Raw genomic sequence first — 26,751 nt, 5'->3', positions numbered from 1 at the left:
GCCTTCGGTGTCAAGCTGACGTGGTCACGGACTGCGGGTGAAGGGAGGGGCGTTTGAGCGAGAACACGAAGTTCGATCGGGAGTTCCTGCGCTCGGCCCTCTCCCTGGCCGCGAAGAGTGACGTCGATCACTTCCTGTACATCTGCGACACGCCCATCCCTCCCGAGGAGTTGCGCGGCAGGCCTGCTCGCAAGAAGCTCGTGTACGCGGTGACGCTGGACAAGCTGGCGCAGGAGCACCAGCTGAAGAAGGTCCGCGCGCTCGTCATCCCCGCCTACGACTACTCGCGCACCGAGCGGGTCAAGGTGGCGCTCGTCTCCGCGCTCTCCCAGGGGGCCTTCAAGGAGGGCGACCTGGTGCTCTGCATGACGGGGCGCGTGGGCCGCGCTCCCGACACGCTGATGCAGATGCGAATCGGTGGCTCGTTGGATGACCGGCTCGCCATCGAGGGCGTGAAGCTGGGCGAGGAGTTCAACTCCCAGGTGGTGGACGCGCTCATCCAGCTGGCGCTCCAGATCGGCCAGGAGGGCTTCGAGGGTCATCCCATCGGCACCATCATCACCATCGGCGACCACACGACGGTGCTGGAGAAGAGCCGGCAGATGACCATCAATCCGTTCCAGGGCCTCTCCGAGGCGGAGCGGAACGTGCTGGACCCGAAGATTCGCGAGGCCATCAAGAACTTCAGCGTGCTCGACGGCGCCTTCGTCATCCGCGAGGACGGCGTGGTGCTGGCCGCGGGGCGCTACCTGTCCTCCGCGGACGAGGCGGTGAAGATTCCGCTCGGCCTGGGCGCCCGGCACGCGGCCGCCGCGGGCATCACCTCCACCACGCACTGCATCGCGCTGGTGGTGAGCCAGACGTCCGGCGCGGTGCGCCTCTTCAAGGGCGGCAACATCGTCCTCGAACTGCACCAGACGGCACGCCGGACCTGAAGCCTCAGTCCGGCCTCTCCCGAAGCTCCTCGCGGTAGACGTCCGCCAGCGCGTGCGCGCGCTCCACCTCGTCGCGCGCGGCGTCCACCACCAGCGCCTGTTCGAAGCGAGCCACGCGCTCCTTCAAGGCGTCGGTGACGATGCCGCCCATCACGAGTCGCGCGGAGGCGCTCTCCCGCTCACGCCGCAGCTCCTCCACCCGCTCCCCCAGCTCCGCGGCGGCCTCCAGGAGCAGCGCGCCGTCGGACTCCGCGCGCTCCAGCGACTCGCGGGTGGAGGCGAGGAGTGCCTCGGCCTGGACGCGGTCCTTCTTCAACACGACCACCGCCTTGGCGTCCGAGCGGGACTCCGCGATGGCACGGCGTGTGTCCAGCTCCGCGAGGCGGCGCGTGTAGCGCTCCACCGCGCGGGTGAGCTCTCCCTTGAGGGCGAGCAGCGTGGCCGCGGACTTGCGCAGCTCGGAGGCCTGCCGCTCCAGGTTCTCGAGCAGCTCGTCGAAGGCGGCCAGCGGGTCCACTGGCCGGGAGCGCTCCTTCTTGCGTTTCCAGAGGCCGAAGAACATGGCGTGCGACAAGCCTAACCGAAGGGGCGGCACAACAACCGAACTCGCGACAGGGCCTCCTCCACCGAGGGTCCGCCGACGGACAGCGCCGCGAGGTAGCGCGCGGGGGTCAGCCCGTACACCGTGAGCAGGTGCTGGAGGAGGACGACGCTCTCCGTGGCCCGCTTGTCCGCTGGCGCCAGGGACGTGGCCTCCACCAGCGCGCCGAGGATGTCCACCACCCGGCCCACCACGTCCGCGCTGGGGACCTGTCCGCCCTCGGGTCTGGGGGGCGATTCAGGGAAGAGCGCCTCGAACGAGGCCTCCACCGCGACGGGTGTGCCCGTGCCGCGTCCGCTCGCCACGGCCTCGAGCGCCTCCAGGTGCGGCACGAGCAGCTCCAGCGCATCCGGCGTGGCCGGCACGTCGCGGGGCAGCAACGTGCGCCAGGGCGTGTCGAACTCGGTGCGGGCCCAGAGAATCTCCTCGTCGGAGAGGTGGTGGTAGAAGGCGCGCACCCCCGAGGCCCGCTGCTCGCGCACCAGCGAGCGCAGGTCCGGGTTCTCCTCGCCCAGGGAGATGAAGCTCAGGGCGATGTCCAGCGCCCCCATGGGCGCGCGCGTGCGGCGGATGAGGTCCAGGTCCACGCGGTCCTCACCATCGGTGACGAGCACCACCGTGGCGCGCGCCAGATACGGGTCCCGCCCCTGCGCGGCGCGGATGGAGTCGAACGCGGACATCAACGCGAGCGAGATGTCCGTCTGACCCTCCGCGGGAGAGTCGCGGAAGAGGCGCTCTATCTGCCGGGTGGCCTCGACGGCCGTGTCCACGCGGGCCAGCTCCGTGGGCACGTCGTTGAAGAAGCTGAAGTAGAGCGGGTCGAACGACTCGCCCCTGCGGGCCTTGACCCGCAAGTTGTTGAGTTCGGCGATGATGAGGGCGTCGCGGAAGCGCGCGCGGGCACCATGCATGGAGCCGGACGCGTCGCAGACGTAGACACGCACGGCGGTGCGCTTCACCTTCTTCGACTGGGGTGGAGGCGCGTCCTCGACGTACGCCCGCACCAGCTGACGGTTGGCGGCGAGGTCCCGCAGGAGCATGCGAGGGTCCGTCAGCACGAAGTTGTTCACCTCGTGCAGGGCGCCCGTCGTCTCGAAGGTCATCGTCTGCGTGGGATAGGGCACGCGGCGCGCCACCGGCCGGGCGGTCTTCGTCTCCGCCAGGACGATCTCCTCCGAGAGCGCGTCCTCCACGTCGAAGTACCGCGCACAGCCCGCGGCCAGCTCGAAGGTCGCGAGCTGCTCGGGGCGCAACGAGAAGGCCAGGTCGGCCAGCAGCTCATCCGGGCGGGGGGCATCGACCTCGGGCCGCGACGGCTGGGGCGCCTCGCCGAACCATTCGGCCAGGGCGTCCCGCTCCGAGTTCTCCACCATGACCGTCAGGTGGGTCCGCGTGGGGAGCAAAGGCTCCAGGCCCGAGCGGGCCGCGGCGGCCAGCGCCATGTCCCCTGCTTCCAAGGCCCGCTCGTAGAGGCCACGCAGCGAGCGATAGGCGACCTGGGGCTCGTGGCGCGCGGCATGCCGCACGTGACGAAGCAGCTCCTCGAGCGAGCGAACCGCGGGCACCGCGCGCGTGCGCTCGCGCGCCTCGGCCACGTCGCGACGCAGGGGCACCGCCCGCTCCCGGTCATGGTCCGCGCCCAGTCGCAGCAACATCTCGTGGGCCAGGTCCAGGTCCCTGCGCTTCTGCACCACGTCGGCGACATTCTCCCGGGCCCGCGACGCGAAGTACTCGGCCACGGCCATCCGCGCGCTGCTCGGGGGCCGCTGGGGTCGACTCGCGGACGCCGGGCGCTCGTAGACGACGAACTCCTCGTCCGGGAGGTCCTCCATGTAGGGCCGGAGGAAGAGGTCGGCCACCTTCACCGCGCGCGCGAGCCGGACGAAGGCCCGCTCGAGGATGGAGAGGGTCCCCGGGGGCAGCACACCCGCCCGCCACGCGCGCTCCACGCGCCCCAGACACTCCTCGAGCTCTCCGAGCGCCTGTCCCGCGCGCGCCTGCAGGCCCTGGGACAGCGCACCCGCGCGCCCACGTCGGGCCCCCAGGGCATGGAGCAGATGGGCATCCGCCGACGTGTGGACGCCTACGCGGTCCAATTCGCGATCCAACGCCTCGAGCACCGGGAGCGACAGCTCCCCGGGCCCACTGACCTTCCGCCCGAAGGACCACCAGCGTGGCCCGCCCGCTGGAGGCGGAGGCTGACGAAGCGCGTCCAGCCGCGCTCGCAACTCGGTGAGCCGCCGCGAGAGCATGCTCAGCCCCGCCTCTCGGCGTCATGCGGCCCGGGTGCGCTCATGCCGCGGTCCGGCGCTCCAGCACCTGCCGGCTGTAGCGCCCGAAGTCCTCTTCGATGCCATGGAGCAACGTCCCCAGGCGACGCGCGTTCTCCCCCACCTCGCCCGGCAGCCCCGCGAGCAGCGACAGCACGCCCTTGAGCCGCACCAGCTCCCCTTCCTTCAGCGCCAGCAACGGGAAGCGGCTGCGGACCAGTCGGTCCACGGTGCGCTCCACCTCGCTGCGCTCCTTCAAGGCCTCCGGCGCCGGCAGCGACGTCAGCAGCTGGGTCAACCAGCTGCGCAGGAACTTCACCCGCGACTGGAGGAAGGCGAGCTCCGCGAGGGCCACCGCCGCGCGCGCATCCTCCGAGAAGAACGCCGATGCCCCACCGCCACGGGTGAAGGCGAGCTGCCCGTCCAGGCCCAGCAACGCGGCCAGCTCCCCGTCCGGTGCCTTGGCGGAGAACTCCCCGCGATAGAAGACGTACGCATCGCCGTTGATGACCGAGGCCGCCGCGGGAGGAGGACTCGCCACCTCGCGAGTGAGTGCCTTGGCATGCTCCCGCAGCCGCCCGTCCAGGATGCCCTGACACTCGCGCATCACCACGTCCACCGGGAGGCCCTCCCGCCGCAGGTTCTCGACCACCGCCTGCACGGCGCGGCCGTACTGCTCGACGCGCTCGAACGGCGTGGAGGCCAGGACCTCGCGCGCATACGAGAGCCCCAGCGGCAGCAATAGCTCCTCTTTGAAGCTGCGCTGGCTGGGGTCCAGGGCCATCAGGGACTGCTCGAGCTGGGACAGCCGGCGCGAGTCCGCCGCCAGCGCCTCCAGTGGCTCCTTGCGGCCTCGCGGCGAGGTTCCCTGGAAGGCCACGGTAGCCCGTCGTCGCAGCGCGCCCACCACCCGCTTGCGCGCGTCGACCTCCACCTTCCGAAGCCGCTCCACCGTCGCCGGGGCGCCCTCGGCCAGCAGGCCCAGCAGGTCGGCCATCCGTGACAGCTCCTCCTCCAGGTTGTCCGCCAGCCCGACGAGTCCCTCCAGCTTGAGGCCCTCCTCGAAGTCCGCGCTCTCCGCGGTCAGGGCAATCATCTCCAGGGCCCCTTCGAGGAAGCGCGCGGTGGCCTCGCTCAAGGGCGTCAGCCCGGACTTCAGCTCGGGGAGGACGCGGCACAGCTCCAGCACGTCCTGGAACGACGTCAACAGGGACAGGCCGCCGCGCCCCTCGCCCTGCCCCGCCATGCCTCGCGCCAGCCGCTGGTCCATCGCCGCCACCAGTGCGCGCGCGGCCGCCAGCAGTGGCACCCGGTTCTGCACGTGGCGAGGCCCGGGCATCAGCTTGGCCATGAGGCTGCGCGCGGAGGTGGACGCGATGGCCGGCTGCCAGTTGCGCGACAGCGCTTCCACCGTGGTGGCCTCGTCCGCCGCCGCCAGCGCCTGGGCCTCGCGCTCCAGCCCGCCGCCCAGCTCCTGGCGAATCTGGGCGATGACCTCGTCGAAGGTGCGCTGCTCCAGCCGGACGATTTCGAGCTGCGCGCGCTCCCTCGGGTCGACCACGGACTTGAGCAGCGCGTCCGTCTCCGCCGAGGGCGGCCCTCCGAGCAGGAAGAACCAGCGCAGCGCGTCCAGGTCCTCCACGGAGGCCTCCAGCGGACGCTCGGGCCGCCGGTAGATCTGATCCCGGACCACGGCCGCCTTCAGCGCCCACAGCGCCTTCACCGCGGAGCGCTGGGAGAAGTACTTCGTGGGCACGTAGTCGGGCAGCTTGGACACGTGCGACGTCAGCGCCCGCTCCAACGCGTCCGTCAGGAGCTCCACGCCCTCCATCACCACGCTGGGCACCCGCACACGCGCCACCGCGTCCTGGAGCAGGTCCACCTGCTGCAGCGAGAGCGGCGCGCGCAGGTCCGCTCGCGCGCCGTGCTCGAAGCGTTGGAGCATGGCCGCCCGGCTCTCCTTCCGGGCGAAGGACTTGGGCACGAAGCTGATGAAGCTCAGCCGGTCCGCGAAGGCCAGGAGCAGCTCCGGCGAGCGCGCCAGCACCTCCGAGAGGTACCGGTTGCTCGTCATCACCACGCACTCGGTGCGGCCCGCCGTCACCCGCCGCCCGTGCTTGAGCTCGCGCTCGAACAGCACGTTGAGGATGGAGCGCAGCAACATGTCCCGGCCGTCGAAGACCTCGTCCAGGAAGGCGTGCTGCGAGCCCAGCATGCCCTCGTCGGTGAGGTACTCCGTGCGCCCCGTCTCCGTCAGGACCTTGAAGTCCACCGGCCCCAGCAGGTCCGTCTGCACGGTGGACTCCGCGAGTTGCTTGGAGAAGAGCGACGGCAGCCCCGTCTTCTCGTCGATGATGCGCCCCAGCACCGCGCTGGCGATGGCGCTCTTCGCCGTTCCCGGCGGCCCCACCACCAGCACGTGCTCCCGGCTCAGGAGCGCCAGCTCGAGCTGCGTGAAGAGCGTCTCCCGCTCCAGGTAGACGTCCCGCAACTCATTGAAGAAGTGGCGAAAGGCCCGGGCGGCCTGGAGGTACGTCGTCGGCTGTGATTGCACGGACTATCCGGAGGCAGCGGGGTTGGCCCCATGCTACCCGCCGCCCTCCGTCTATTTGAAGTGGACCTCGCAGCCGCCATCCGTGCACGTCCGCCCGGCAATCCGGAACCGATAGCGCGCCATGGCTCGGTACACGACGTCCACCAGCTGTCGCAGCCCGGGGACGTAATAGACGTACAACAGCCGCCCCAGGGGATGCCGGCCCAGCGCCCGGACGATGGCCTCTGCGCCCTCCATCACCCGCCCGTCCGCGCGGACCAACTGCATGGCCAGCTCACACCGCTCCGCGCTGATGCCCGGAAAGGCCTCCAGCACGCCCTCGTCCCGGAACGAGCGCAGCTCCGTGCCCCGACCGCCCAGCAGCCGCTGAAACTCGCGGGCCGCGCCGCTGCAGATGCGGCAGTGCCCGTCATAGAGGATCACATCATGTCCCGGGGGTGTCGTCCTCAGCACCATCCGTGTCACCTCCATCCTGGTTCTATGTCAGCGGGAGGCCAGCGTGTCATGCAGATGCGCATGCACCGAGCGCCAGATGTCATGCTGCCGCTCGATGGGGTCCATCAGCTTCATGCCCACCGACGTGGCGGGCGAACTGCCCTGGAAGGCCGAGTACTGGCGCAGTCGCGTTCCACCCGCCCCATCGTCCTCGAAGGCGAAGCGGTTCGTCCCCCTCAGGGGATGTCCGTCCAGCGTGGTGATGTGCACGGTGTTCTTCTCCGGCTCGAGCCGGAACGTCACCGGCGCCCAGACGGGCGGCGGCCCCTTCTCCTCCAGGAACACCTTCGCCCCGTCCGCCAGCGAGCCCGTGGCCGGCTGGAACCGGATGCCCGCCGACTCGAACACAGGACCGGGATTGCGCACGAAGTAGTCCCACGCCACCTCCGGCGCCACGCCCGGCAGGACGCTGGTGTAGTCCGTCAGGGAGGTGGGCGCCCCTTCGAGCGGAGGACTCGGGTCCAGCAGCCGCAGATGTCCTCGCGCGTAGGCGTCCACCACCGTCCCGCTCCCCATCACCAGGCTCGCGGCGGCGGCCTCGGACTGGGCGACCGTCAACGCCCCCTGCTTCATCTGCTCACGCACGTTGCCGGTGGGGCGCGGAGGAAAAGCGCCCCCCACCGCGAAGTCGAAGTCGTTCGGTGCCCCCGTCATGGGTCCGCACCGGGGCCCCACCACCGGGGAGCCACCGCCCGAGACCGGGCCCCGGAAGACCTCCAGCGTGCTGGCCTCCTGCCTGGAAGACGCGGCCTGCGCCTTCCGTGAGACCGGCGAGTCGACGGGGAGCGCCCCGGGCTCGGGCTCGATGTTCAGCGGGAGGGCGGACGACTGCTGGGACAGGACTCGGGACATGCGGACACCTCGCACGACTGCGTGGAGCCGCCCCCCGTTGCAGCCCCCTCACCCACCCTTCCCCCAGTGTCCTCGGCCGGTTGCGCCACCGCCGCGTCCCGCTTCGCACACGCCCATCCGTCGTTCTGGAAAGCCCTGCGGCACGAGCCCGCAATGAGAAAGGGCCGGCCCCCCGCGTGGCGGAGGCACCGGCCCTTCTGACTCAACGCACGGGCCTCACGACCCTGGCGTCACGACTGGCGGAACTCGGCGTCCACCACGTCGTCCTTCTTCGCGCCCGGCTGCGCGCCAGGAGCAGCACCCGGAGGCGGCTCGCCGCCCGGCGCCCCACCCGTCGCCTTGTACATCTCCTCGGCGGCCTTGTAGCTGGCGGCCTGGAGCTTCTCGAGCGCGGACTTGATGGCGTCCTTGTCCTGGCCCTCGCGGACCTTGTTGAGCTCCGCCACCGCGTCCTCGAGGCTCTTCGCCACATCCGCGGAGAGCTTCTCCTTGTTCTCCTTGATGAGCTTCTCGGCCGCGTAGGCCTGGGCCTCCGCCTGGTTCTTCAGCTCCACCAGCTCACGACGGTCCTTGTCGGCCGCCTCGTTCTCGCGGGCCGCGGCGACCATCTTCTCCACCTCGTCCTTCGCCAGACCCGAGGAGTGGGTGATGGTGACCTTCTGCTCCTTGCCCGTGGCCTTGTCCTTCGCGCTGACGTTCAGGATGCCGTTGGCGTCCAGGTCGAACGTCACCTCGATCTGCGGCACGCCACGCGGCGCCGGGGGCAGGCCCGTCAGGTGGAAGCGGCCCAGGCTCCGGTTGTCCGTCGCCATCTCGCGCTCACCCTGGAGCACGTGGATCTCCACCTGCGACTGGCCATCCGCGGCCGTGGAGAACGTCTCCGACTTGCGCGTGGGGATGGTGGTGTTGCGCTCGATGAGCTTGGTCATCACCCCGCCCAGCGTCTCCACGCCCAGCGACAGCGGCGTCACGTCCAGCAGGAGGATGTCCTTCACCTCGCCGGAGAGCACGCCCGCCTGCACCGCGGCGCCCACCGCCACGACCTCGTCCGGGTTCACCGAGCGGTTCGGCTCCTTGCCGAACAGCCGCTTCACCGCCTCCTGCACCTTCGGGATGCGCGTGGTGCCACCCACGAGCACGACCTCGTTGAGGTCCTTCAGGTCCAGGCCGGAGTCCTTGAGGCACTTGCGGCACGGCTCCAGCGAGCGCTCGATGAGGTCGTCGATCATCGCCTCGAACTTGGCGCGCGTGAGCTTGACGTTCAGGTGCTTGGGACCGGACGCGTCCGCCGTGAGGAACGGCAGGTTGATGTCCGTCTCCGTCGCGCTCGACAGCTCGATCTTCGCCTTCTCCGCCGCCTCCTTCAGACGCTGGAGCACCATCTTGTCCTTGGTGACATCCAGGCCCGTGTCCTTCTTGAACTCGGCGATGAGCCAATCCATGATCCGCAGGTCGATGTTGTCACCGCCCAGGTGCGTATCACCGTTGGTCGCGAGCACGTCGACGACGCTCTCGCCCACCTCCAGGATGGAGACGTCGAACGTGCCGCCGCCGAAGTCGTAGACGGCGATCTTCTCGTCCTTCTTCTTGTCCAGGCCGTACGCCAGGGCCGCCGCCGTCGGCTCGTTCACGATGCGCCGCACCGTGAGGCCCGCGATCTCACCCGCGTCCTTCGTCGCCTGGCGCTGGGCGTCGTTGAAGTACGCCGGGACGGTGATGACCGCCTCCGTCACCTTCTCACCCAGGTAGTTCTCGGCGGCCCGCTTCAGCTTCAGCAGCACCTGCGCGCTGATCTCCGGCGCGCTGAACTGCTTGCCGTCCAGGTCCACGCGCGCGTCGCCATTGGGGCCACGGGCGACCTTGTACGGAACCAGCTTGGCCTCCTCGGAGACCTCGTCCGCACGGCGGCCCATGAAGCGCTTGATGGAGTAGATGGTGCGCTCGGGGTTCGTGATGGCCTGACGCTTCGCCACCTGGCCGACCAGGCGCTCGCCATCCTTCGTGAACGCGACCACCGAGGGCGTGATGCGGCTGCCTTCCTCGTTGACGATGACCTTGGGCTCGCGACCCTCCATGATCGCCACCACGCTGTTCGTGGTGCCCAGGTCGATCCCAATAATCTTGCCCACGGTTCGTATCCTCCGGAAATGACTGCGTTTTCTTCAAAAGCTCCTGATGTACGCCCAACGTAACCACCCACCCCCGGGTGTCAAACCAGGCAGTGGTGTCGGCTCCTCACGCCTCAAGGTGGTGCTCCTGGGTGCGTAGCGCAGTGCGCATGAGCCCGCTTGCCGCGTCACGCCATCGCCACCTTCACGCCACGGGTGCGTAACCCGCTCTACACCCCCGTCACCCCCAGGTAGCAACCGGCCAGCCTTTGGCACAGCAACCAACGTTGCAACCCCCTGGAATGACATGCTTGCCTGCCTGCTGACGCCCCGCGTCACCGGTTGGCAATGAAAGTGCACAGTACGGCCAGCGTCGATGTCGGGTCCCCCCACCCGCACCTACCCTGGAGCATGTCCTCATGCTGGTTCAGCCCCTGCGCTCTCCGGACCTCCGCCGCGCCCCCTCGGCGGATGTCTCCGTCGAACCCAAGGTCGCGGTGCTGCTCAACGCCAACGCCCGGAAGGTGGACGCGCGGGTGGTGAAGTCCCTGTCGCACGTGGTGCCGGAGCAGGACCTGTTCCTGTCGCGCTCGGAGCTGGACGGGCGCCGCATCGCGCAGACGGTGCTCGAGCGGGGCTACCCCATGGTGTTCACCGGCGGCGGGGACGGGACGTTCATGGGCTTCGTGAACGAGGTCCTCCAGCAGGTGGGCCCCCGAGGCCGCTTCGCCGGCCAGCCGGTGCCCCGCTTCGGCATCCTCAAGCTCGGCACGGGCAACGGCATCGCCAACCACGTCAACGCCTCCGGCACCCGGGGCGACGGCATCCTGAACGACGTGCTGCGCGCCCGCACGGGCGAGGTGCCCGGCTTCCGCCCCATGGACCTGCTGATGGTGGACGGGCAGCGCGCGCCGTTCGCCGGTCTGGGCGTGGATGGCAAGGTGCTCAACGACTACATCTGGGTGAAGGAGAACCTGGGCAAGGGGCTCTTCAAGAGCGTGCTCACGGGCAGCGGGGGCTACTTCTCCGCCGTGGCCTGCAAGACGGTGCCGCACTACCTGACGCACTCGACCTGGGTGGAGTGCGAGGTCGTCAACGGCCCGTCCAGCGAGGCCTACCGCCTGGGCCCGGATGGCCAGCCCATGGGTGCGCCGGTGGCGCCGGGCGACGTGCTCTTCCGAGGGAAGCTGATGATGGCGGCGGCGGGCACCATGCCCTTCTACGGCTATGGCCTGCGCATGTTCCCCTTCTCGTGCGGCCGTCGCGGCTTCATGCAGCTGCGCCTGGGCCAGGTGACGCCCACGCAGGTGCTGGCGAACCTGCCGCGCATGTGGGCCGGCCGCTGGTTCCCGGAGGGCCTGCAGGACTTCCACGTCCGCGAGGCCACCATCCGCTTCGCGCGCCCCATGCCCTTCCAGGTCGGCGGCGACGCGGCCGGCTACCGCGACCAGGTCCACCTGTCCGTCGCGCCCGAGTCCATCGAGCTGGTCGACTTCAACGGCGCGCTGAACTAGGCGTCGCGTCGGCATCTCGAACGCGCCCTTCCGAGGGGCGCGACTCCGGGGCACCACCGCCTTCACGTCGCCCGGGGTCCTGGGCGGCGCAGCCAAGGCGAAGAGCATGCAGCGAGGCGCCCCGGACGAACCGAGGCGCTCCTAGACATGCGTCGTGACGTGAATCAGCCGCGGTCGCGAGAGGCAGGGGGCTTCTCACCCGGCTCCTTGCGGCGGCCCACCAGGAACGCGTAGCTGACGCTGGCCTTGCCGTTGCTCTCGCGGTGCAGCGCCAGCTCCTCGCGCAGCGACGAGGCCTGGGGCCCCGACGTCGGACGCAGGCTGGCCTCCACCTCGCGGTAATAGTCGTCGAGCTCCGTGTCGTGCAGCGTCTCGGCCGACTCCGGCTCGAACCCGCCCATCTCCAGCGACATGAGCAGCTCGCGCGGCAGGAGCAGCGGCGCGCCCAGGCGGCGCTCCCACAATTCGGCGGCGGCCTTGGGGACCACGCGCCCCACCCTCGCGGGGAAGGTCATGCCCAAACGCCCGCGCTTGGCGAGCAGGGGGCGCAGGACGGACATCGTCCCCTTCAGCGTGTAGAGCACCCGTCCAGGGATGAGGATGGCGTCGAAGGCGCCGTCCGGCAGTCCGAGCGAATCCAGGGCCACGCCCCGGACCTCGATTCGATCGCCGAGGCCCTGGTTGCGGACCCGCTCCCGAGCGGAGGCGACGTGAGACTCGTCCGTGTCGCCGGCCATGACGGTGCAGCCCATCTCCCGGGCCAGGACCAGGGCTGCGCTGGCATCCGGGCCGCACCCGAGCACCAGCACCTGCGAGCCCGGCTCCAGCATGGCCACCTTGGCGAACCGCCGAGTCACGTCGTCCGAGCTGAACGCGCGCCGGGCGTCCGCGGGGTGGTACAGCGGAAAGGGCTCTGCCGGGCTCATGGACTCCTCATATACCCAACCCCGACCGGACTTCCAGAGACGGACGCGGGGGCCCCACCCGAGGGGAGCCCCGACCCGGGGAACCCGGTGTCACAGGTGATAGATGACGCGCGGGTCCTTGTGGAGCAGCTCGTAGATGGCGCGCCGCTGCTCCTCCGACAGCAGGTACACCGACACGCTCAGCGAGACATAGGTGCCCTTGCTGCTGGGCTGCTCGTGGATGGAGTCCGGGGAGATCTCCGTGCCCATGGCCCGGCGGAACAAATCCCGGACGTGCTCCGCGAAGCCAGGGCCCTGCTTGCCCATCACCTTGAAGGTGTAGACCGAGGGGTACTCGATGAGGGGCTTCTTCTCCCCTTCCTCCGGGGGCGCGTCTCCAGGTCCGTCCTTCGTCATGACACGTCTCTATCGCTTGGGCACCCCAGGTGCCTAGAGCAGGTTGGCGGCGAGCTCGGCCAGGGCGCTGCGCTCACCCTTGGCCATCGAGATGTGCGCGGCGATCTTCTCGCTCTTGAAGCGATTGACCACGTGCACCAGGCCGTTGTTGGTCGAATCCACGTAGGGGTTGTCGATCTGAAACGGGTCCCCCGTGAGGATGATCTTCGTGTTGTCACCCACGCGGGTGATGATGGTCTTCACCTCGTGGGGCGTGAGGTTCTGTGCCTCGTCCACGATGATGAACTGGTTGGGGATGCTGCGGCCACGGATGTACGTGAGCGGCTCGATCTCCATCAGCCCCAGGTCCAACAGCTCGTGGTAGCCGCGGCCGGCCTTCTTGTCCGCGCGGCTCAAGTTCATCAGGAACTCCACGTTGTCGAAGATGGGCTGCATCCAGGGGTTGAGCTTCTCCTCGACGCTGCCGGGCAAGTAGCCGATGTCGCGCCCCAGTGGGAAGATGGGCCGGCTCACCAGGAGCTTCTGGTAGAGGTTCTCCTCGGTCACCTTCTGCAGGCCCGCGGCGATGGCCAGCAGCGTCTTGCCCGTGCCCGCCTTCCCGACGATGGTCACCAGCTTGATGTCGTCGTTGAGCAGCAGGTCCAGGCAGAAGGCCTGCTCCATGTTGCGCGGGCGGATGCCCCAGGTGCCTTCCTTGCTCTGACGCAGGAGCGGCACCAGCCGGTTCTTGAGCCCGTGCAGCCGGCCCATGGCGGTGTGGGACGGGTTCGTCTCATCCTTGAGCAGCACGAGCTGGTTGGGGAAGAGCGTGTCCACGTCCGGCAGCTCCACCTCGGCGCCGGGCTTGTACATCTGGTCCACCAGCTCCTTGGGGACCAGCCGCTCGGTGAAGCCGGTGTACAGCTCCGTGATTTCGACCCGCTCGGTGTCGTAGTCCTGGGCGATGAGGCCCAGGGCGTCCGCGCGGATGCGCAGGTTGGTGTCCTTGGTGATGAAGACGGCCTGGGTGTCCGGCTCCTGCTCCATCAGGTCGATGGCCACCGCGAGGATGCGGTTGTCCATCAGGTTGCTGTCCGCCATGGACAGCGGCAGCTCACGGTCCGTGAAGGACACCCGCAGCATGCCGCCCCGAGGCAAGGGCACGCCCTCCTTCAGCGAGCCCTCCGCGCGGAAACCGTCCAGGTAGCGGGCCACGAGGCGGGCGTTGCGGCCCAGCTCGGAGAGGTCGCGCTTGAACTGGTCGATCTCCTCGATGACGTAGATGGGGATGATGACGTTGTTGTCCTCGAAGCCGTAGATGCTGCGCGGATCATGCAGGAGGACGTTCGTGTCGAGGATGAAGTTCTTTCGCATCGTGGGTTCGCGCGACCTGAGGGGTACGGGTGCGACCGCTGGTGACCATGCGACGTGGCTGTGCCTGACGCCCACTCCAATATACGCAGCGGCTCCGACGGAAGCAGCCGTGTTCGAGCACCGTTGCGGGCTGTTCGAAACCCCACGCCCCGCACCAGTCCTCCCAGTGAAGCGTTCGCCGCGAGGGGCCGTGACCTGGCCGACACTCCGGGGGCGGACGGCTCAGTGGGCCAGCCCGGGGGCGAGCGGATCATACCCGAGCAGCTCCGCCAGTCGCTCGGGGGGAGGCCCCGGGGGCATGCGCTGCCAGGGGAAGCGCTGCTGGAGCGCCTCCTCGTCGAGCGTGAGCGGCTGTCGTCCGGTCTGCTCGCGCGCCTCGGCCCAGCCCTTCGCGTCGAACGTGCGGATCAACCGGCGGCTCAAGGGCGCGAGCATGGGCATGGGGGTGAAGGGAATCGGCTGGCCCTCGGCGTCGTGGAGGCAGCCCAGCTCCACGGCCCACGCGAGCAGCCAGCGAGGGCGCCCTCGTCCCGCGTCGCGCATGGCGAGGAAGCGGCCCTGGGCGGCGCCATCCACGAAGAGGAAGCGCCGGTCATAGACGCTGGCGGCGGCGAAGGTGGAGGGCGTGAGGGCCAGCGCCTCCGCGCCGATGCGGCGGGCCATGAGCATGAGCACTTCGAGCAGCTGCGCGGAGAGCGCGAGCCCGGGGTGGCTCTGTCCTGGCAGCGGAGGGCGGTGCCAGTCGAAGGGGCGCCCCGGGTTCTGGAGCAGGAGCGCGTCCACGTAGAGCAACGGCGCGGTGGCGAGCGCGTCGCCCAGGCCCACTTCGGCGCCGGTGGCCATGCGCAGGGAGAGGTCGGCAACGGGGGCGTAGAAGCGGCGGCTCCAGAGGATGACGCGGGGGCGGAAGGGGTCCTCTCCCTGGACGCGCAGCTCGACGGGGCCCACGCGCTCCTCGGCGCGTTGGATGAGGCCGTAGGCGCGCAGGACCCGCTCGAGGCCCGGGTGGCTGTAGGTGCCAAAGAGCAGGCCGACACGGGCCTTCTGCGTATCACCCAGGCCGAGGTCCTCGAGGGAGAGTTCCTCGACTTCGGGCGCGGCCAGGTCCGCCCCGCTCAGGTGCTGATAGATGCGGCGGAAGCGGGGGTTGATGGGCAGCGTCCGAGGCATGGGCGTCCTCACTCAGTCGTAGCGGATGTCGACGATGGACAGCTCGATTTCACCGCGGGGGCGGCGAACCTCCACGGTGTCGCCCACGCCCTTGCGCAGGAGGGCGCGTCCAATGGGTGACTCCACGCTGATGCGGCCTCCGGCGGCGTCGATCTCGTCGGACCCGACAATCTGGTACGTGGTGCGTTGGCCGTCCTCGTCCTCCAGGGTGACGGTGGCGCCGAAGTAGACGTGTGCACGGTCGGTCTGTTCAGCAGGCGTGACGATGGTGGCGGTGTCCAGGCGGCGCTGGAGGAAGCGGATGCGGCGGTCGATTTCGCGCAGGCGCTTCTTGCCGTAGATGTACTCGGCGTTCTCGGAGCGGTCGCCCTGGGCGGCGGCGGCGGAGACCTCGGCGGTGACCTTGGGGCGCTCCTCGTTGAGCAGGCGGATGAGCTCCCGGTGCATCCGCTCGGCACCCGAGCGGGTGAGGTAGCGACGGAACGGGGCCTTCTCCTCGCCGTCCTCGGCCTCCAGCTCATCGTGTTCATCTGGGGGGAGGGCCTGGGACATGGGGCTTGTATACCGCCGATGGCTGACGGAGATGGGGGCCGAGGGGCCAGGTGTCCCCGAAGTGACGAGCGCGCCACTGTCAGGAAGCCGGACGTGCGCTCGCCAGTGGAAAGCGCGCAGGAGTGCTGGTAGGAAGCGCCTGCCTCCGCGGCCCGGGAGGGCTGGCCGAGGATTTTGGACAAAAGAATAGTGCGAGTCGCTAGCTCAGATGGTAGAGCACCGGCCTTTTAAGCCGAGGGTCGGGGGTTCGATCCCCCCGCGACTCATGAAGTGACGACGTCCCCGTCGTCTAGAGGCCCAGGACGCTGGCCTTTCAAGCCGGTAACACGGGTTCGAATCCCGTCGGGGACACTGAAGAAGAACGGGGTTGGACAGTTCACACTGTCCAACCCCGTTCGCTTTTGCGGCCACAGGGTTCCGGACAGGTATCTTTCGCCGTGCTCTTCATCTTTCCGTCGAACCCGGTTGCGCCTCGATTCGTGGACGAACACTTCGCGCCCGAAGCCATGGCCGCGCGTGCCGCCGGTCACTCGGTGGCCGTCGTGGATCACGATGCGCTGTGCAGCGGAGCCACCGAAGAGGCCGTGCGGTGGATACCTCTCTCTGACGAAGGCGCACAGACGAACCCCGCCCTGTATCGCGGATGGATGCTCACGGTGCGGCAGTACACCGGCTTCGCCGCCGCCACTGCGCAACGAGGGGTGACGCTGCTGACCTCCCCTTCGAGCTTCGAGCACGCCCACTGGCTCCCTCGCTGGTACGACGCATTGAGTGCGCTCACTCCACGCTCTGTCTGGACCGAGGGGCCGGACCTGGATGCATTCGAGGCCTGTTGCTCGCGACTGGGCTCGGGTCCCGCCGTGCTGCGCGACCATGTGAAGTCGCTCAAGCACCACTGGGCAGAAGCCGCGTACATCCCAGACGTCGCCAACCTTCCAGCGGCCCGAGCCGTGGCCCGCAGGTTCCTGGAGCTGCGCGGCGAGGACTTCGCGGGCGGGCTCGTCGCCCGAGCCTTCGAGCAGTTCACCACCACGGAGGCCAGGACGTGGTGGGTCCAGGGCCGGTGCGTCCTCGTCACCGCGCATCCCGATACACCCGGCGACCTCCCAACCGGTGCTGACCTCCAATCCGTTGCCCCCACCGTGGCAGCACTCGGTTTGCCGTTCGTCACGGTCGACCTCGTGCTGCGCGCGGATGGAGTCTGGCGCATCGTCGAGTTGGGAGACGGACAGGTCAGCGATCGCCCGAAGAGCACTCCGCCAGAGACATTCATCGAGGCAATCACAGGCGCCTTCGGGACCTGAGCCGGAGTGTCAGTCCTGTCCCAACGTGCGGAACACGGCGGGCAACTCTTGCTCACCCAGCCCCGCGCCGAGGGCTCGCCGGTAGTTCTCCAGCAACTCTCGTGGGAAGCGGGTGCTGATTCGCGCATCGCTGCTCAGTCGAACAATGTGCTCGAGGGCGGCGACGTGGGTGTTCAGGCTGCACTGGTCGCCTGTGAAGTCATTGCGTTCAACCATTCCCTGAGCGGCATCGGCGGTGACGGAAATCAATCCGAGGAACGAGCCCTTCTGGGCGAAGAACAACTTCGGGTCCAACCCCTCCGCCTTGCACATGGCAGCAGCATGGAGAACCGCCAGGGTGCCACCGTAGTACGCCTCGAGAATCGCGCAGTCGAGCGTCGCCGCCGAACCAATCTTTTCGTCGACATAGACAGCATTCTTCGCAATCGAATGGAGCGTCTCCACGTGTCGCTCGAAGACGGCTTTCGAACCCGCGTAGAACACCGTCGCGTACTCCGTGGCCACGAACGCGGGATACGCGAGTATCGCCGCATCCAGGTAGTCCACGCCGTGCGCGCTCGCCCACTCCAGACCACTCCGCGCATCCGCCGGAGACCCACTGGTGAGCTGCACAATCGTCTTCCCTGCGAGCGCCGCTGAGATGCCCGGCGAGGAGAACAGCTCGGCACAAGCAGCGTAGTTGGACAGCGAGACGACGACGAGCTCACGGCCCGCGACCGCCTCATTCAACTTCTCGAACGCCAGCGTTCCGCGGCCCACGGCCTTCGCCTTGGAGTAGGTCCTGTTCCAGACCGCGACCTCATGCCCCGCCGCGGCGAACGCTCGCGCCAGCGCGGTTCCCATGAGGCCACTGCCAATCACCGCCAGCTTCGTCGGACGCGTCGATGTCATCGGTCATCCCCAGGTGTGTCGTTCAAGCGCCGCACATGGATGCGGTGCGGCGCGAGTAGACCACAGGCCCGGGACCATCCGACGCGGGCGAACAGCCCGTCACGCGGCTCGGCGCTGCGGCGCACGCGACTGCTGGATGGCATCCAACAGACTCCGACTCGTCTCGCGATAATCGAAGGAACGCACGGCCCGCTCACGCGCGGCGCGCGACATCCGCTCACGCAACGCCGTGTCCTGCCCAAGCCACAGGAAGGCCTTCGCCAACCCCTCCTCATCGCCCTGCCCCACCAGCAGCCCATCCGTCCCGTCGGAGATCATGTCCGGCGTTCCACCAATGATGGAGCAGACCGCGGGCACGCCACACGACATGGCCTCCATCACCGCGACGGGCGAGGCCTCGCCAAGCCCCGTGCTGGACAACACGAAGGCATCCGCCCCCTGCAGCAACTCGATGACGGCCGCTTCACTGAGCGGTCCCACCAGGTCCACGTGCGCCTGCAATCCGAATCGGGCGATGGATTGACGGATCTCCTCCTCGTGAGGCCCTCGCCCTCCCAACGTCAGATGCGCGCGCAGCCCCCGGTCCAATGCCTTGCGAAGCCCGGCAAAGGTATGCACGTGCCCCTTGCAGAGATTGAGTCGTCCAATCGAAGCCAGGTGAAGACCGCGGGGCGACTCCGCGCGCTTCGCCGGAGGGAGGAAGCGATCCGTGTCCACGCCCATCCACAAGGTATAGGTCCGCTCGGGGGGCAACCCCACGGACTCGATGAGCTCGCGCTGCATCGGGCGCGCGGCGGCGGCCACGAACGTGGCATCCCAGGCCTTGGCGGCGTGGTCCGTCCCATACACAGGCAAATCCCCGTGGAGATGGAAGCTGTAGCGCGGCCCACCCAGGATTCTGCAGAGCGCGAGCACATGCGCGGCATCCGCGGCCGAGTGGCCATGCACGTGGTCCAGCTTCCGCTCCCGCGCGTGGTGCAGGAAGTCCACCGCGCAGGCCAGCATCCCCAACGCACGGGCCTTCTGCTTCACGTTGACCGAGAGCTTGGAGACGTACGTGAGCGCCTGGGCCATGCCCGGGAAGTCCCTTGGAGAGACCAGCGCCGACGAGAGCCTCGGCGGAAAGAGATACGTGGTTTCGGAGGCCGCGCGCTCGGCCCACTCGTGGGGACACTCCTCCACCGGGCGCCGCGTCGAGAAGACATGCACCTCCACGCCCATGGCGCGCAGGGCGGTGATCTCCCGCCAGAAGAAGGCGTGGGTCTGCGTGGGGAACTCCGGGATGAGCATTCCCAGACGGAAAGGGGCGGCGGTCATGGCCTGTGTTCTATCCAAACGCTTGCGGGCGATGGGCCACCCTAGGCCAACAGGCCGACAGAGGTAAGAAAGTGGGCACTACAATCCAACCCCAGACGGTCCCTCCCTCTCTCCTCATGAGAGCCAGGGTAGGTCTTGGCAGCCCCACCCCAGACATCTCCATTCGAAGCCCTCCAGCCAGACTGAGAATTTCCTCCATCCTCTTCGTTGGGCTTTCGAACCCATGACGGTTTCAACGCCAACAAAGGCGGACCGGCGGTGGCTACTCCGTGAGCGACTCCGGCGACGCCAGCCCATGTGGCCCCGGCAATCCCAATCAGCCCCCCTGCGAGCGGGCCGAATCGACCGCGCATCCCAGCCGATGACGTGGAAAAGCCCAGCTCCCACGAAGGAGCTGGGCTTCTTTCCTCCCGGACGGCCACGGGCCGCCAGCAGGCGAACCGCTCAGGACTGGGGGAAGACCTTCGCGAAGAAGTTCTCCATGCGGGACTTCTCGGGCTCCAGGGTGTTGGCGGGCGAGGCCACGCTCGTGCCCAACCCGGCGGCCGGACGCAGACCCGCCGCGATGCCCGGCTTGATGTGGTGACGCAGGTCCACCGCCACGTCCGTCTTCAGGTGCGTGCCCACACCCGCGGCGGCATTCACGTCCGCCGACTGCTTGAAGAACCCATTCTCCAAGCCAATCTTGCCGCCCGCCTGCGCCGCCGCGCCCGCCACCACGCCGCCCGTGACGGAGCCGTGCAGCCGGCCCAGGTGCCCGCCCGCCGTGCCGTACGCACCCGCCGTGGCCGCCGCGCCCACCTGACCGGAGAGCATCGCCGTGGCCGTCCTCGGGTCCAGGCTCGCCACGCCCTCGGCGTACGCCGTCGCCGAAGCCTTCGCCTCGCCCTTCACGTAGCCACCCACGTGCCGGTTGAAGTCGTGGCTCGCGCTCGCCGTCACGCCCACGCCGGTCTCCGCCTTGCCCGTCAGCGCGGCCGTGTACGCGTGCTCGTTCCGGTCGTACGACAGCCCCGCCTGGCCCTGCGCCTTGAAGCTGTTCGCCTCACCCGAAATCTGCCCGGTCGTCACGCCGAACCGGCCCGCGTGCGTCTTCTGCAGCTCGAACGCCGCGTTGGGCCCGTTCACCTCGCCCTGCGCCGAGTAGTGGTGCACGCCCGGAGCGTCGTAGCGGGTGGTCGAGGCCTGCACCGAGCCCGTGCCACCGCTCAGCGAACCCCCACCGAAGGTGTCCTTCTGGAACGTCTTGCCAGGCCGATCGACCAGCATGTTCGGCTGCGCGCCCGCCGGCGCCGTGAGCTTGTTGTCCCCACCGCTCACCATGATGTCCGAGGCCTGGCCCGTCGTCTTCTCGTAGGGGCTGTAGGAAGGCTGGCCCTCCAGCATGCCCGGGTGCTTCAGCGGCTTGGGCTCCACCGAGGGCTGCGCGCCCACCGCGGGCTTCGTCACCTGCGAGGACGGCGCCGAGGCCGGCAGCGTGTTCGCCCGCCCCAGCGGCTTGGGCTGCGACACCTTCGGGGTGGAGGAGGACGGCAGCGTGTTGGAGCGGGGCAGCTTCTTACCGATGCGGGGGGACATGGGAGGCTCCTTCGAAGTACGGCGGTTGGGGTCGTGCCAGCGATGCCTCTCCCCATTGCACCCGACATGCCATGCCCAGGTCACGTCACATGGACGTGCCGCCCTCCTGATTTCAGTCAGTTGGCCACTGTGCCCTTCCCTCGCCCCCGCGTCCCCTGATGACGGGAGTCATCAGCCCCATGACAGCGGTCATCGCCTCGTGTCGCCGTGAGCCCCTCCGCTACTCGGCGCAGTCCTTGTCGTAGTTCACCTCCCGCTTCTCGATGACCTTGTCCTCCTCGACCAGCCTCTGCCCGTCCCACTTCACGACGGTGCGCGTGGTGTCGCTCGGCAGGAAGTTGCACGCGGCCCCCACCGGGTAGGTGCAGCGCCGGGTCACCACGAAGGCCGTCTTGCGCGAGGGCTCCAGCGTCGTGTCGCAGCCCTGCATCCCCATGCCCGTCGGGGAGTGCTCGTCCTCCATGCTCACCTTGCCCAGGTACTTGCCCGTCGCGTCGCGCGCCACCACGTCCAGCCACAGCACCACGCGGCCATCGCCCAACGACACCGGCGGCTTCAACTCGGACACGATGCGCGTCAGCGTCACGCCACTGAACCCCACCTTCAACATCGCCGTGTCCTGAAGCTCGCGCCCGGCCCCCGTCTCCTTCCACTTCGGACACGCGGACACCGCCTGCGTCACCGGCCGCTCGTAGACGAACGGGTGATACGCCTTCAACAAGCGGCGCTGCACCACGGACTCGTCACTCCGACAGAACCCCAGCAACACGACCTCGAACCCTGGGTTGAGCCCCGGCACCGAGCCGCTCGACACCGTCTTCGGGAAACCCTCCGCCAGCACCAGCGCCTTCGCGACCAGCTCCCGCTCCGACTCCCACTTCGCCAGGGACACCTTCGCGGCCTCCGCGTCCTTGCCTCCTCCCCAGATGACCGCCACGAACTCCCCGCCCGACACCTCCGGGGCCGGCGTGGATGCGACAACGGGAGTCGCGGAGAGCAGCACGAACGGGACGACGAAACGCATGGAGTTCCCCCTTCACACGAGGGGACTCCCTCGCTCGCGCCCGAGCCTACTCCAGCGCGCCAGAAACACACTGACACAAAGAGTCCGTCAGACTTCACATGTCCCAGAGTCACTCAGGCCCGAATAAATCTGGATTCAAGCCTGACCGGGACGACGAGAGAACGCGCCCGGAAGACGTGTGCCATCCGGCACGCGGAAGTCGAGAGGAGACACCGTGATGAGTCATCGAACGATTCGGAGCATTTTTGTTGCCGGCGCACTGGCGCTGGTCGGCTGCCAGGGAATGGACGAGAAGGAGGAGAAGGCGGACGGAAGTCTTTCGTCCCAGGAGCAGGGACTGACCTGCACCAGCCTCATCCCCGTGATGTCGGGGAACAACGTCCCCTCGGGCGTCGCATCTGCCTCGAGCATGTATGACCCCAGCTATCAGCCATGGCTCGGGTTCGACAACTCCGCGAGCTTCTGGCTATCGACCCGAGGACAGACACCCGCGTGGCTGGCCTATGAGTTTCCGACCACCACCCGGCCCGTGCAGCGATACGCCGTCACCTACGGCAACGGCACCATCACCTCCCGCGCTCCGAAGAACTGGACGCTGGAGGCCTACAACGGCCTGGGCTGGACCATCCTGGACACCCGGACCAACCAGACGGGCTGGGCCGGTCACGAGCGACGCGAGTTCGCCGTCGCCAACCCCGGCGCGTACAGGGCTTATCGCATCAACGTGACGGATGACAATGACGTGCGCAGCACGGGCAATGTCGTGGTCTCCATCTCACGGCTGGAGCTCTACAACTGCGACCCCATCCCTCTCACGCCCTCACTGTGGACGCGGACCCACGGAGCACCGGGAGGCTTCAGCCGCATCCATGACCTGGCGGGAGACTCGGCGGGCCGCACCTACTCCACCGGCATGACCAGCGTGGGCCTGGCGGGTCAGCCCGCGGTGGGCGTCATGGACGCGTTCCTCACGGCGCGCGACTGGAATGGCAATGTGGTGTTTCACAAGCAGATCGGCGCGCCCGGCACCGCCACGCTGGGCTACGGCGTGGCGCGAAACCGTCTGTTCGAGGAGATCTACGTCGCGGGCTGGACGGGGGGCTCCCTGGACGGCAATCCGCCCATCTCAGGGTCGACGGCGTTCCTGATGCGCTATCGATACACCGGCGTCCACGGCTGGACGCGACAGATTGGCGTCGCGGGTGCCCAGACGGAGGCCTACGGCGTCGCGGTGGATGCCAATGACAATGCATTCCTGGTGGGTCTGACGAATGGTGGCCTGGATGGAAACACGCGCATCGGGAGCTATGACGCCTTCGTGGTGAAGTACGCCGCGGACGGCACCAAGCTGTGGACGCGTCAGCTGGGCACTCCCGGCAAGACGACCCATGGTCGACGCGCGGCGGCGGATGCCTCCGGCAATGTCTACGTGTCCGGCTGGACAGACGGCAACCTGGATGGAAACACCCTCACGGGCCCCCAGGATGCCTTCGTCACCAAGTACGACGCGGACGGCGTGAAGCAGTGGACCCGGCTGGCGGGCGCGCCCGGTACGGCGGCCTACCTCTACGCCTCGCAGGTGGACGCGACCGGGAACGTGTATCTCGCGGGCTACTCGGGTGGCGGCATGGATGGCGTGCCCAACGTCATCCCGCAGATCGACGTGTTCGTGGCCCGCTACAGCCCCGCGGGTGTGAAGCAGTGGGTGTGGGAGCTCGACTCGGGCTCCGGCTCCTGGGCCATGGGGCTCCATGTCGACGCGACCGGCATCTACACGACGGGCGGTGGCGTGGCGGACATCACGAAGGTGACGGACACCAGCGGAGGCATGGTCCACAACTACGTGGCGAAGCTGGACTACACCGGCAACCTGCAGTGGATCGTCCAGCAGGAGCCCGCGACGCTCAACAACGCGGCCAAGGACGTGCGCAGCATGGGCGTCGTCGTGGACTTCGCGGGTGATCTCTACGTCGGTGGCTACGTGGACGGCAACTACCAGGGCAACACGCTGCAGGGCGCCCCGGATGCGTTCCTGTCCAAGATTGCCAAGCCCCTCTGAGACATCTCTCCGGGCGTGACACGAAGCGCGTGTGTCAGGCCCACCCGGGTTCCCCCTGAATCAACGTCGCCCGCGGCGAACACCCCCGCGGGCGACCTCAAGGACTCAGCGTGTCCTGGCGTACTCCTCGATGAGCCGCCGCACCCTGGCGGTCTCGGGGTGGGCGGGATAGCGCTTCACGAACGTCCGGTAACGCTCGAGGGCACCATCCATCCGGTTCAGTCGTGCCTGCATGGCCCCGGAGAGGAGCAGACAGCTGGCCTGCTCCGGGACGTTGGAGAGACAGTCCTCGGCGAGCAGGAAGGCATCATGGTCCTTCCCCGCGCGGGACAGTCGCTGGGCCTGGGCGTACAGGCGCGCCGCCTCTTCGTCGCGGGGCGACGCCCCGGGGCTCGGGCCTCTGGCGCGTCGCGCGTCCGCCGAGGCGATTCGCACCTCGAGTTCGCCCTCGTTGTCGGAGACGTCATCATCGAGCAGGCCGCAGCGCATCACCTGGAGACCCCGGACCTTCACCACCTCACGGGTCCCCGACAAGAAGAAGCGCACGGGCGGCGTGCGGAGCGTGTTGCCGAACCTGTCCAACTTCGGCGTGACGCTGCTCGGCGCCCACCCGACGCAAGCCGCGTGGTTCGACGCTCCCCCCGTCCTTCCTCTCAGGAAGACGCCCTCCCCCACGGGGGCCAGGGACACGGTGTACGTCTGTCGGGAATCCAGACCGCGGAGCTCGAACCCGTCGAGGGCGGAGACACGCATGGGCTCCGGATGGAAGACGAAGCGCCGCTCGACGCGCTCGCGTGAATCCCTGAGCGACACCCCTTGTTGCGGAAGGTCCGCCTTGATGGGCTCGCCCACCGTGAACAGGGAGATGGACCGGATGCCCTGGAGCGCCAGGGGACGCGCTGGGACGACTCCCTGCCGTTGAGCGGCAGGGATGGCATCACCACCCAGCAAGTAGAAGATGGGCTGGCCCAGGTGCGCATCCGGCTCCAGGACGGCGCGCTGCCCCAGCCCCGCCGAGTAGGCCGGCTCCCAGAGGGAGTAGGTGACGGACTCGTCCAGCGGGGAGAAGGCCACCATGTCCACCGGCGCGCGGAAGACATGTCGGCGGGAGTCCAGGCGCAGCGAGGTCGGCTCGCGATACTCCGCGATGGACGCTTCCCGGGGGTCCACGGCGGCCCCTTCGACCTCGGAGGTCGGGTCCGAGGGCTCCGGCGTCTGTGGCACAAACCCTTGTCCGGGGGAGTCCGTGGAGCCGACGTCCCCCAACGGCTCTTGCGGCAGCACGGGCTCCGGCGGCGGAGGCGGCGCGGGTGGAGGCCCCGCATCCAGCACCCAGGGAAGGATGGCCAGCGACACCATGGCCACGAGCCCACAGGCGGCCAGAAGCCACCCACGCGAGGACCGGGCCTCCGGCTCCGGAGGCGTGGCGGGGGCCTCGGACTTGAGCCTCCCGGGCATGCGCGCCGTGGGCACGGCCTCGGTCGGGATGCGGACGGGCTTCGACAGCGCCCGCGTCGGAGCGTGCTGCGTGCCGCGCCAGGCGCTCAGCTCCTCCACGAAGGAGGCCGGCACCGCGAGGTCTCTCCCCTGCTGGAGCAGGTCCTCCCGGAAGAGCTCGCGGACGAGGTACGCCAGGTTCGTCGTGCCGAACCGGGGCGCGAAGGAATGGAGGAACGCGGCCAGCGCGTCGCCGAAGGCGTTCGCGGACTCGTAGCGGAGCGAGGCATCCACGGACAGCGCCCGCATGACAATCTCATTCAGCGCCGCCGGCAGATCCTTGCGCACCTCCCTGGGCGAGGGGAACTCGCCGTGCGCCAGCTTCGACATGACCAGGGCCTCGGTGCCGGAGACCGGAGACTGGCCGCAGAGCATCTCGTACAACACCAGGCCCGTGGCCCAGACATCCGTGCGCGCGTCCACCGCCAGGCCCCGGGCCTGCTCGGGCGAGAAGTAGAGGTACTTGCCTCGGACGATGCCGGGCTCGGTGTGGAAGCTGCTCAGCATTCGCGCCTTGGCGATGCCGAAGTCGACGATCTTGACCTGGCCCTCGTAGCTGATGAGGACGTTGTCGGGGGAGATGTCGCGGTGGACGATGTGCAGGGGCACGCCCTGGTCATCCGTGCGCGAGTGCGCGTAATGCAGCCCCCGGCACATCTCCAAGGCGATGTACGTGGCCAGGGGGATGGGCATCGACGCGAGGCCCGTCTTCGCCGCGCGCCGCAACACGCGGTGCAGCGGCTGTCCATCCACCAGCTCCATGGCCAGGAAGTACTGGCCATCCATCCGACCGAAGTCGAAGACCTGCGCGATGTTCCCGTGGGACAGCGTGGCGGAGATGCGCGCCTCGCTGATGAACATCGCGATGAAGGCCTCGTCGTTCGCGTGCTCCGGGAGCACCTTCTTGATGAGGACCGGCTTGGTGACTCCGGCGGCGCCCACCAGCCGCGCGCGCCACGTCTCCGCCATGCCTCCCCTGCCGAGTTGGGCGAGGAGCTCATAACGTCCGAGGCTCTGCTGCGGCTCCTGGGCCATCGGGTCACCCGTCCTGCACGCTCGAGGCGCATCGAAGTGGCACTTTGCGGGCCACACGATGTCTGTTTGCGCGGCGTCTGGGTAGGGGGATGGCGGCAATCCCAGGTGTGGCACCCACGCCCACCCGCACGACAGTCACCCCCAAAGGCACACACCTGCGCCCACGCGGAAGGGACCGGCGCCTCACGAGGCGCAATGGCAGTCAACGATGGAGGGGTGCGGCATCACACCGGCGCCCGCCCAGGATGACGGGCACCGGCGGAACATCATCGCCCCGACGGATGCCAGGGCACCTCACGACGCTCGAACACTCCGGAGAG

The 26,751-nt window shown here is 68.8% G+C and carries 20 protein-coding genes and 2 tRNA genes; 6 read left to right on the top strand and 16 right to left on the bottom strand.

What is annotated here, in order from left to right; genetic code table 11:
• The first annotated feature begins 53 nt into the window (after positions 1–53).
• On the top strand, positions 54–935 hold the full coding sequence (locus LXT21_RS14065; protein WP_141327973.1) for a DNA integrity scanning protein DisA nucleotide-binding domain protein: 882 nt from the start codon (positions 54–56) through the stop codon (positions 933–935).
• Positions 936–939: 4 nt separating this feature from the next.
• Here the strand turns inward: LXT21_RS14065 and LXT21_RS14060 are convergent, their stop codons facing one another.
• The 6 genes from LXT21_RS14060 to dnaK all read right to left on the bottom strand — a co-directional run bounded on the left by LXT21_RS14060 (position 940) and on the right by dnaK (position 9,836).
• Positions 940–1,497, bottom strand: coding sequence for a hypothetical protein (locus LXT21_RS14060; RefSeq protein WP_254038657.1), 558 nt, complete (start codon positions 1,495–1,497; stop codon positions 940–942).
• Positions 1,498–1,511: 14 nt separating this feature from the next.
• Entirely contained in the window at positions 1,512–3,788 is a 2,277-nt protein-coding gene (locus LXT21_RS14055) for a vWA domain-containing protein (protein WP_254038656.1), read from the bottom strand.
• 40 nt (positions 3,789–3,828) lie between these two features.
• Positions 3,829–6,360, bottom strand: coding sequence for an AAA family ATPase (locus LXT21_RS14050; protein WP_254038655.1), 2,532 nt, complete (start codon positions 6,358–6,360; stop codon positions 3,829–3,831).
• 51 nt (positions 6,361–6,411) lie between these two features.
• Positions 6,412–6,816 (bottom strand): thiol-disulfide oxidoreductase DCC family protein, encoded by a 405-nt coding sequence (locus LXT21_RS14045; protein WP_254038654.1) that lies wholly within the window; start codon positions 6,814–6,816, stop codon positions 6,412–6,414.
• A gap of 27 nt (positions 6,817–6,843) precedes the next feature.
• The gene (locus tag LXT21_RS14040) at positions 6,844–7,707 is read right to left on the bottom strand and encodes an SRPBCC family protein (protein ID WP_254038653.1); all 864 of its coding nucleotides are present in this window, start codon (positions 7,705–7,707) and stop codon (positions 6,844–6,846) included.
• Positions 7,708–7,937: 230 nt separating this feature from the next.
• Positions 7,938–9,836 (bottom strand): molecular chaperone DnaK, encoded by a 1,899-nt coding sequence (gene dnaK / locus LXT21_RS14035; RefSeq protein WP_254038652.1) that lies wholly within the window; start codon positions 9,834–9,836, stop codon positions 7,938–7,940.
• 398 nt (positions 9,837–10,234) lie between these two features.
• Between dnaK and LXT21_RS14030 the strand changes: the two genes are divergently transcribed.
• Positions 10,235–11,329: a diacylglycerol/lipid kinase family protein gene (locus LXT21_RS14030; RefSeq protein WP_254038651.1), complete on the top strand. Its 1,095-nt coding sequence runs from the start codon at positions 10,235–10,237 to the stop codon at positions 11,327–11,329.
• A gap of 164 nt (positions 11,330–11,493) precedes the next feature.
• Here the strand turns inward: LXT21_RS14030 and LXT21_RS14025 are convergent, their stop codons facing one another.
• The 5 genes from LXT21_RS14025 to greB form a co-directional block, all read right to left on the bottom strand.
• Positions 11,494–12,255, bottom strand: coding sequence for an SAM-dependent methyltransferase (locus LXT21_RS14025; RefSeq protein ID WP_254038650.1), 762 nt, complete (start codon positions 12,253–12,255; stop codon positions 11,494–11,496).
• A gap of 90 nt (positions 12,256–12,345) precedes the next feature.
• A complete protein-coding gene (locus LXT21_RS14020; protein ID WP_254038649.1) occupies positions 12,346–12,651 on the bottom strand; it encodes an HP0495 family protein in 306 nt (101 codons plus the stop codon).
• A gap of 33 nt (positions 12,652–12,684) precedes the next feature.
• On the bottom strand, positions 12,685–14,004 hold the full coding sequence (locus LXT21_RS14015; protein ID WP_046714397.1) for a PhoH family protein: 1,320 nt from the start codon (positions 14,002–14,004) through the stop codon (positions 12,685–12,687).
• Positions 14,005–14,226: 222 nt separating this feature from the next.
• Entirely contained in the window at positions 14,227–15,174 is a 948-nt protein-coding gene (locus LXT21_RS14010; RefSeq protein WP_254038648.1) for a deacetylase, read from the bottom strand.
• A gap of 12 nt (positions 15,175–15,186) precedes the next feature.
• Positions 15,187–15,726 (bottom strand): transcription elongation factor GreB, encoded by a 540-nt coding sequence (gene greB, locus LXT21_RS14005; protein WP_046714399.1) that lies wholly within the window; start codon positions 15,724–15,726, stop codon positions 15,187–15,189.
• A 193-nt stretch (positions 15,727–15,919) separates the two neighbouring features.
• On the opposite strand from greB, the gene LXT21_RS14000 reads away from it, so the two are divergent.
• The 3 genes from LXT21_RS14000 to LXT21_RS13990 all read left to right on the top strand — a co-directional run bounded on the left by LXT21_RS14000 (position 15,920) and on the right by LXT21_RS13990 (position 17,030).
• Positions 15,920–15,992 (top strand) — tRNA-Lys (locus LXT21_RS14000).
• A gap of 12 nt (positions 15,993–16,004) precedes the next feature.
• A tRNA-Glu gene (locus LXT21_RS13995) sits at positions 16,005–16,077 on the top strand.
• A gap of 86 nt (positions 16,078–16,163) precedes the next feature.
• A complete protein-coding gene (locus LXT21_RS13990) occupies positions 16,164–17,030 on the top strand; it encodes an ATP-grasp domain-containing protein (RefSeq protein WP_254038647.1) in 867 nt (288 codons plus the stop codon).
• Between the two features lie 9 nt (positions 17,031–17,039).
• On the opposite strand, the gene LXT21_RS13985 is transcribed toward LXT21_RS13990, so the two are convergent.
• From LXT21_RS13985 to LXT21_RS13970, 4 genes are all read right to left on the bottom strand, one after another.
• The gene (locus LXT21_RS13985) at positions 17,040–17,921 is read right to left on the bottom strand and encodes an NAD(P)-dependent oxidoreductase (protein ID WP_256571604.1); all 882 of its coding nucleotides are present in this window, start codon (positions 17,919–17,921) and stop codon (positions 17,040–17,042) included.
• Positions 17,922–18,020: 99 nt separating this feature from the next.
• Positions 18,021–19,238 (bottom strand): glycosyltransferase family 4 protein, encoded by a 1,218-nt coding sequence (locus LXT21_RS13980; protein WP_254038645.1) that lies wholly within the window; start codon positions 19,236–19,238, stop codon positions 18,021–18,023.
• A gap of 444 nt (positions 19,239–19,682) precedes the next feature.
• Positions 19,683–20,816, bottom strand: coding sequence for a hypothetical protein (locus LXT21_RS13975; RefSeq protein WP_254038644.1), 1,134 nt, complete (start codon positions 20,814–20,816; stop codon positions 19,683–19,685).
• A gap of 220 nt (positions 20,817–21,036) precedes the next feature.
• Positions 21,037–21,840, bottom strand: coding sequence for a hypothetical protein (locus tag LXT21_RS13970; protein WP_254038643.1), 804 nt, complete (start codon positions 21,838–21,840; stop codon positions 21,037–21,039).
• A gap of 217 nt (positions 21,841–22,057) precedes the next feature.
• Here LXT21_RS13970 and LXT21_RS13965 point away from each other — a divergent pair, with 217 nt between their 5' ends.
• A complete protein-coding gene (locus tag LXT21_RS13965) occupies positions 22,058–23,899 on the top strand; it encodes an SBBP repeat-containing protein (protein WP_254038642.1) in 1,842 nt (613 codons plus the stop codon).
• Between the two features lie 105 nt (positions 23,900–24,004).
• Here the strand turns inward: LXT21_RS13965 and LXT21_RS13960 are convergent, their stop codons facing one another.
• On the bottom strand, positions 24,005–26,431 hold the full coding sequence (locus LXT21_RS13960) for a serine/threonine-protein kinase (protein WP_256571603.1): 2,427 nt from the start codon (positions 26,429–26,431) through the stop codon (positions 24,005–24,007).
• Positions 26,432–26,751: the final 320 nt, after the last annotated feature.

Source organism: Myxococcus guangdongensis (assembly GCF_024198255.1).
Lineage (GTDB): Bacteria > Myxococcota > Myxococcia > Myxococcales > Myxococcaceae > Myxococcus > Myxococcus guangdongensis.
This window is presented reverse-complemented; position numbering and strand designations above follow the sequence as displayed.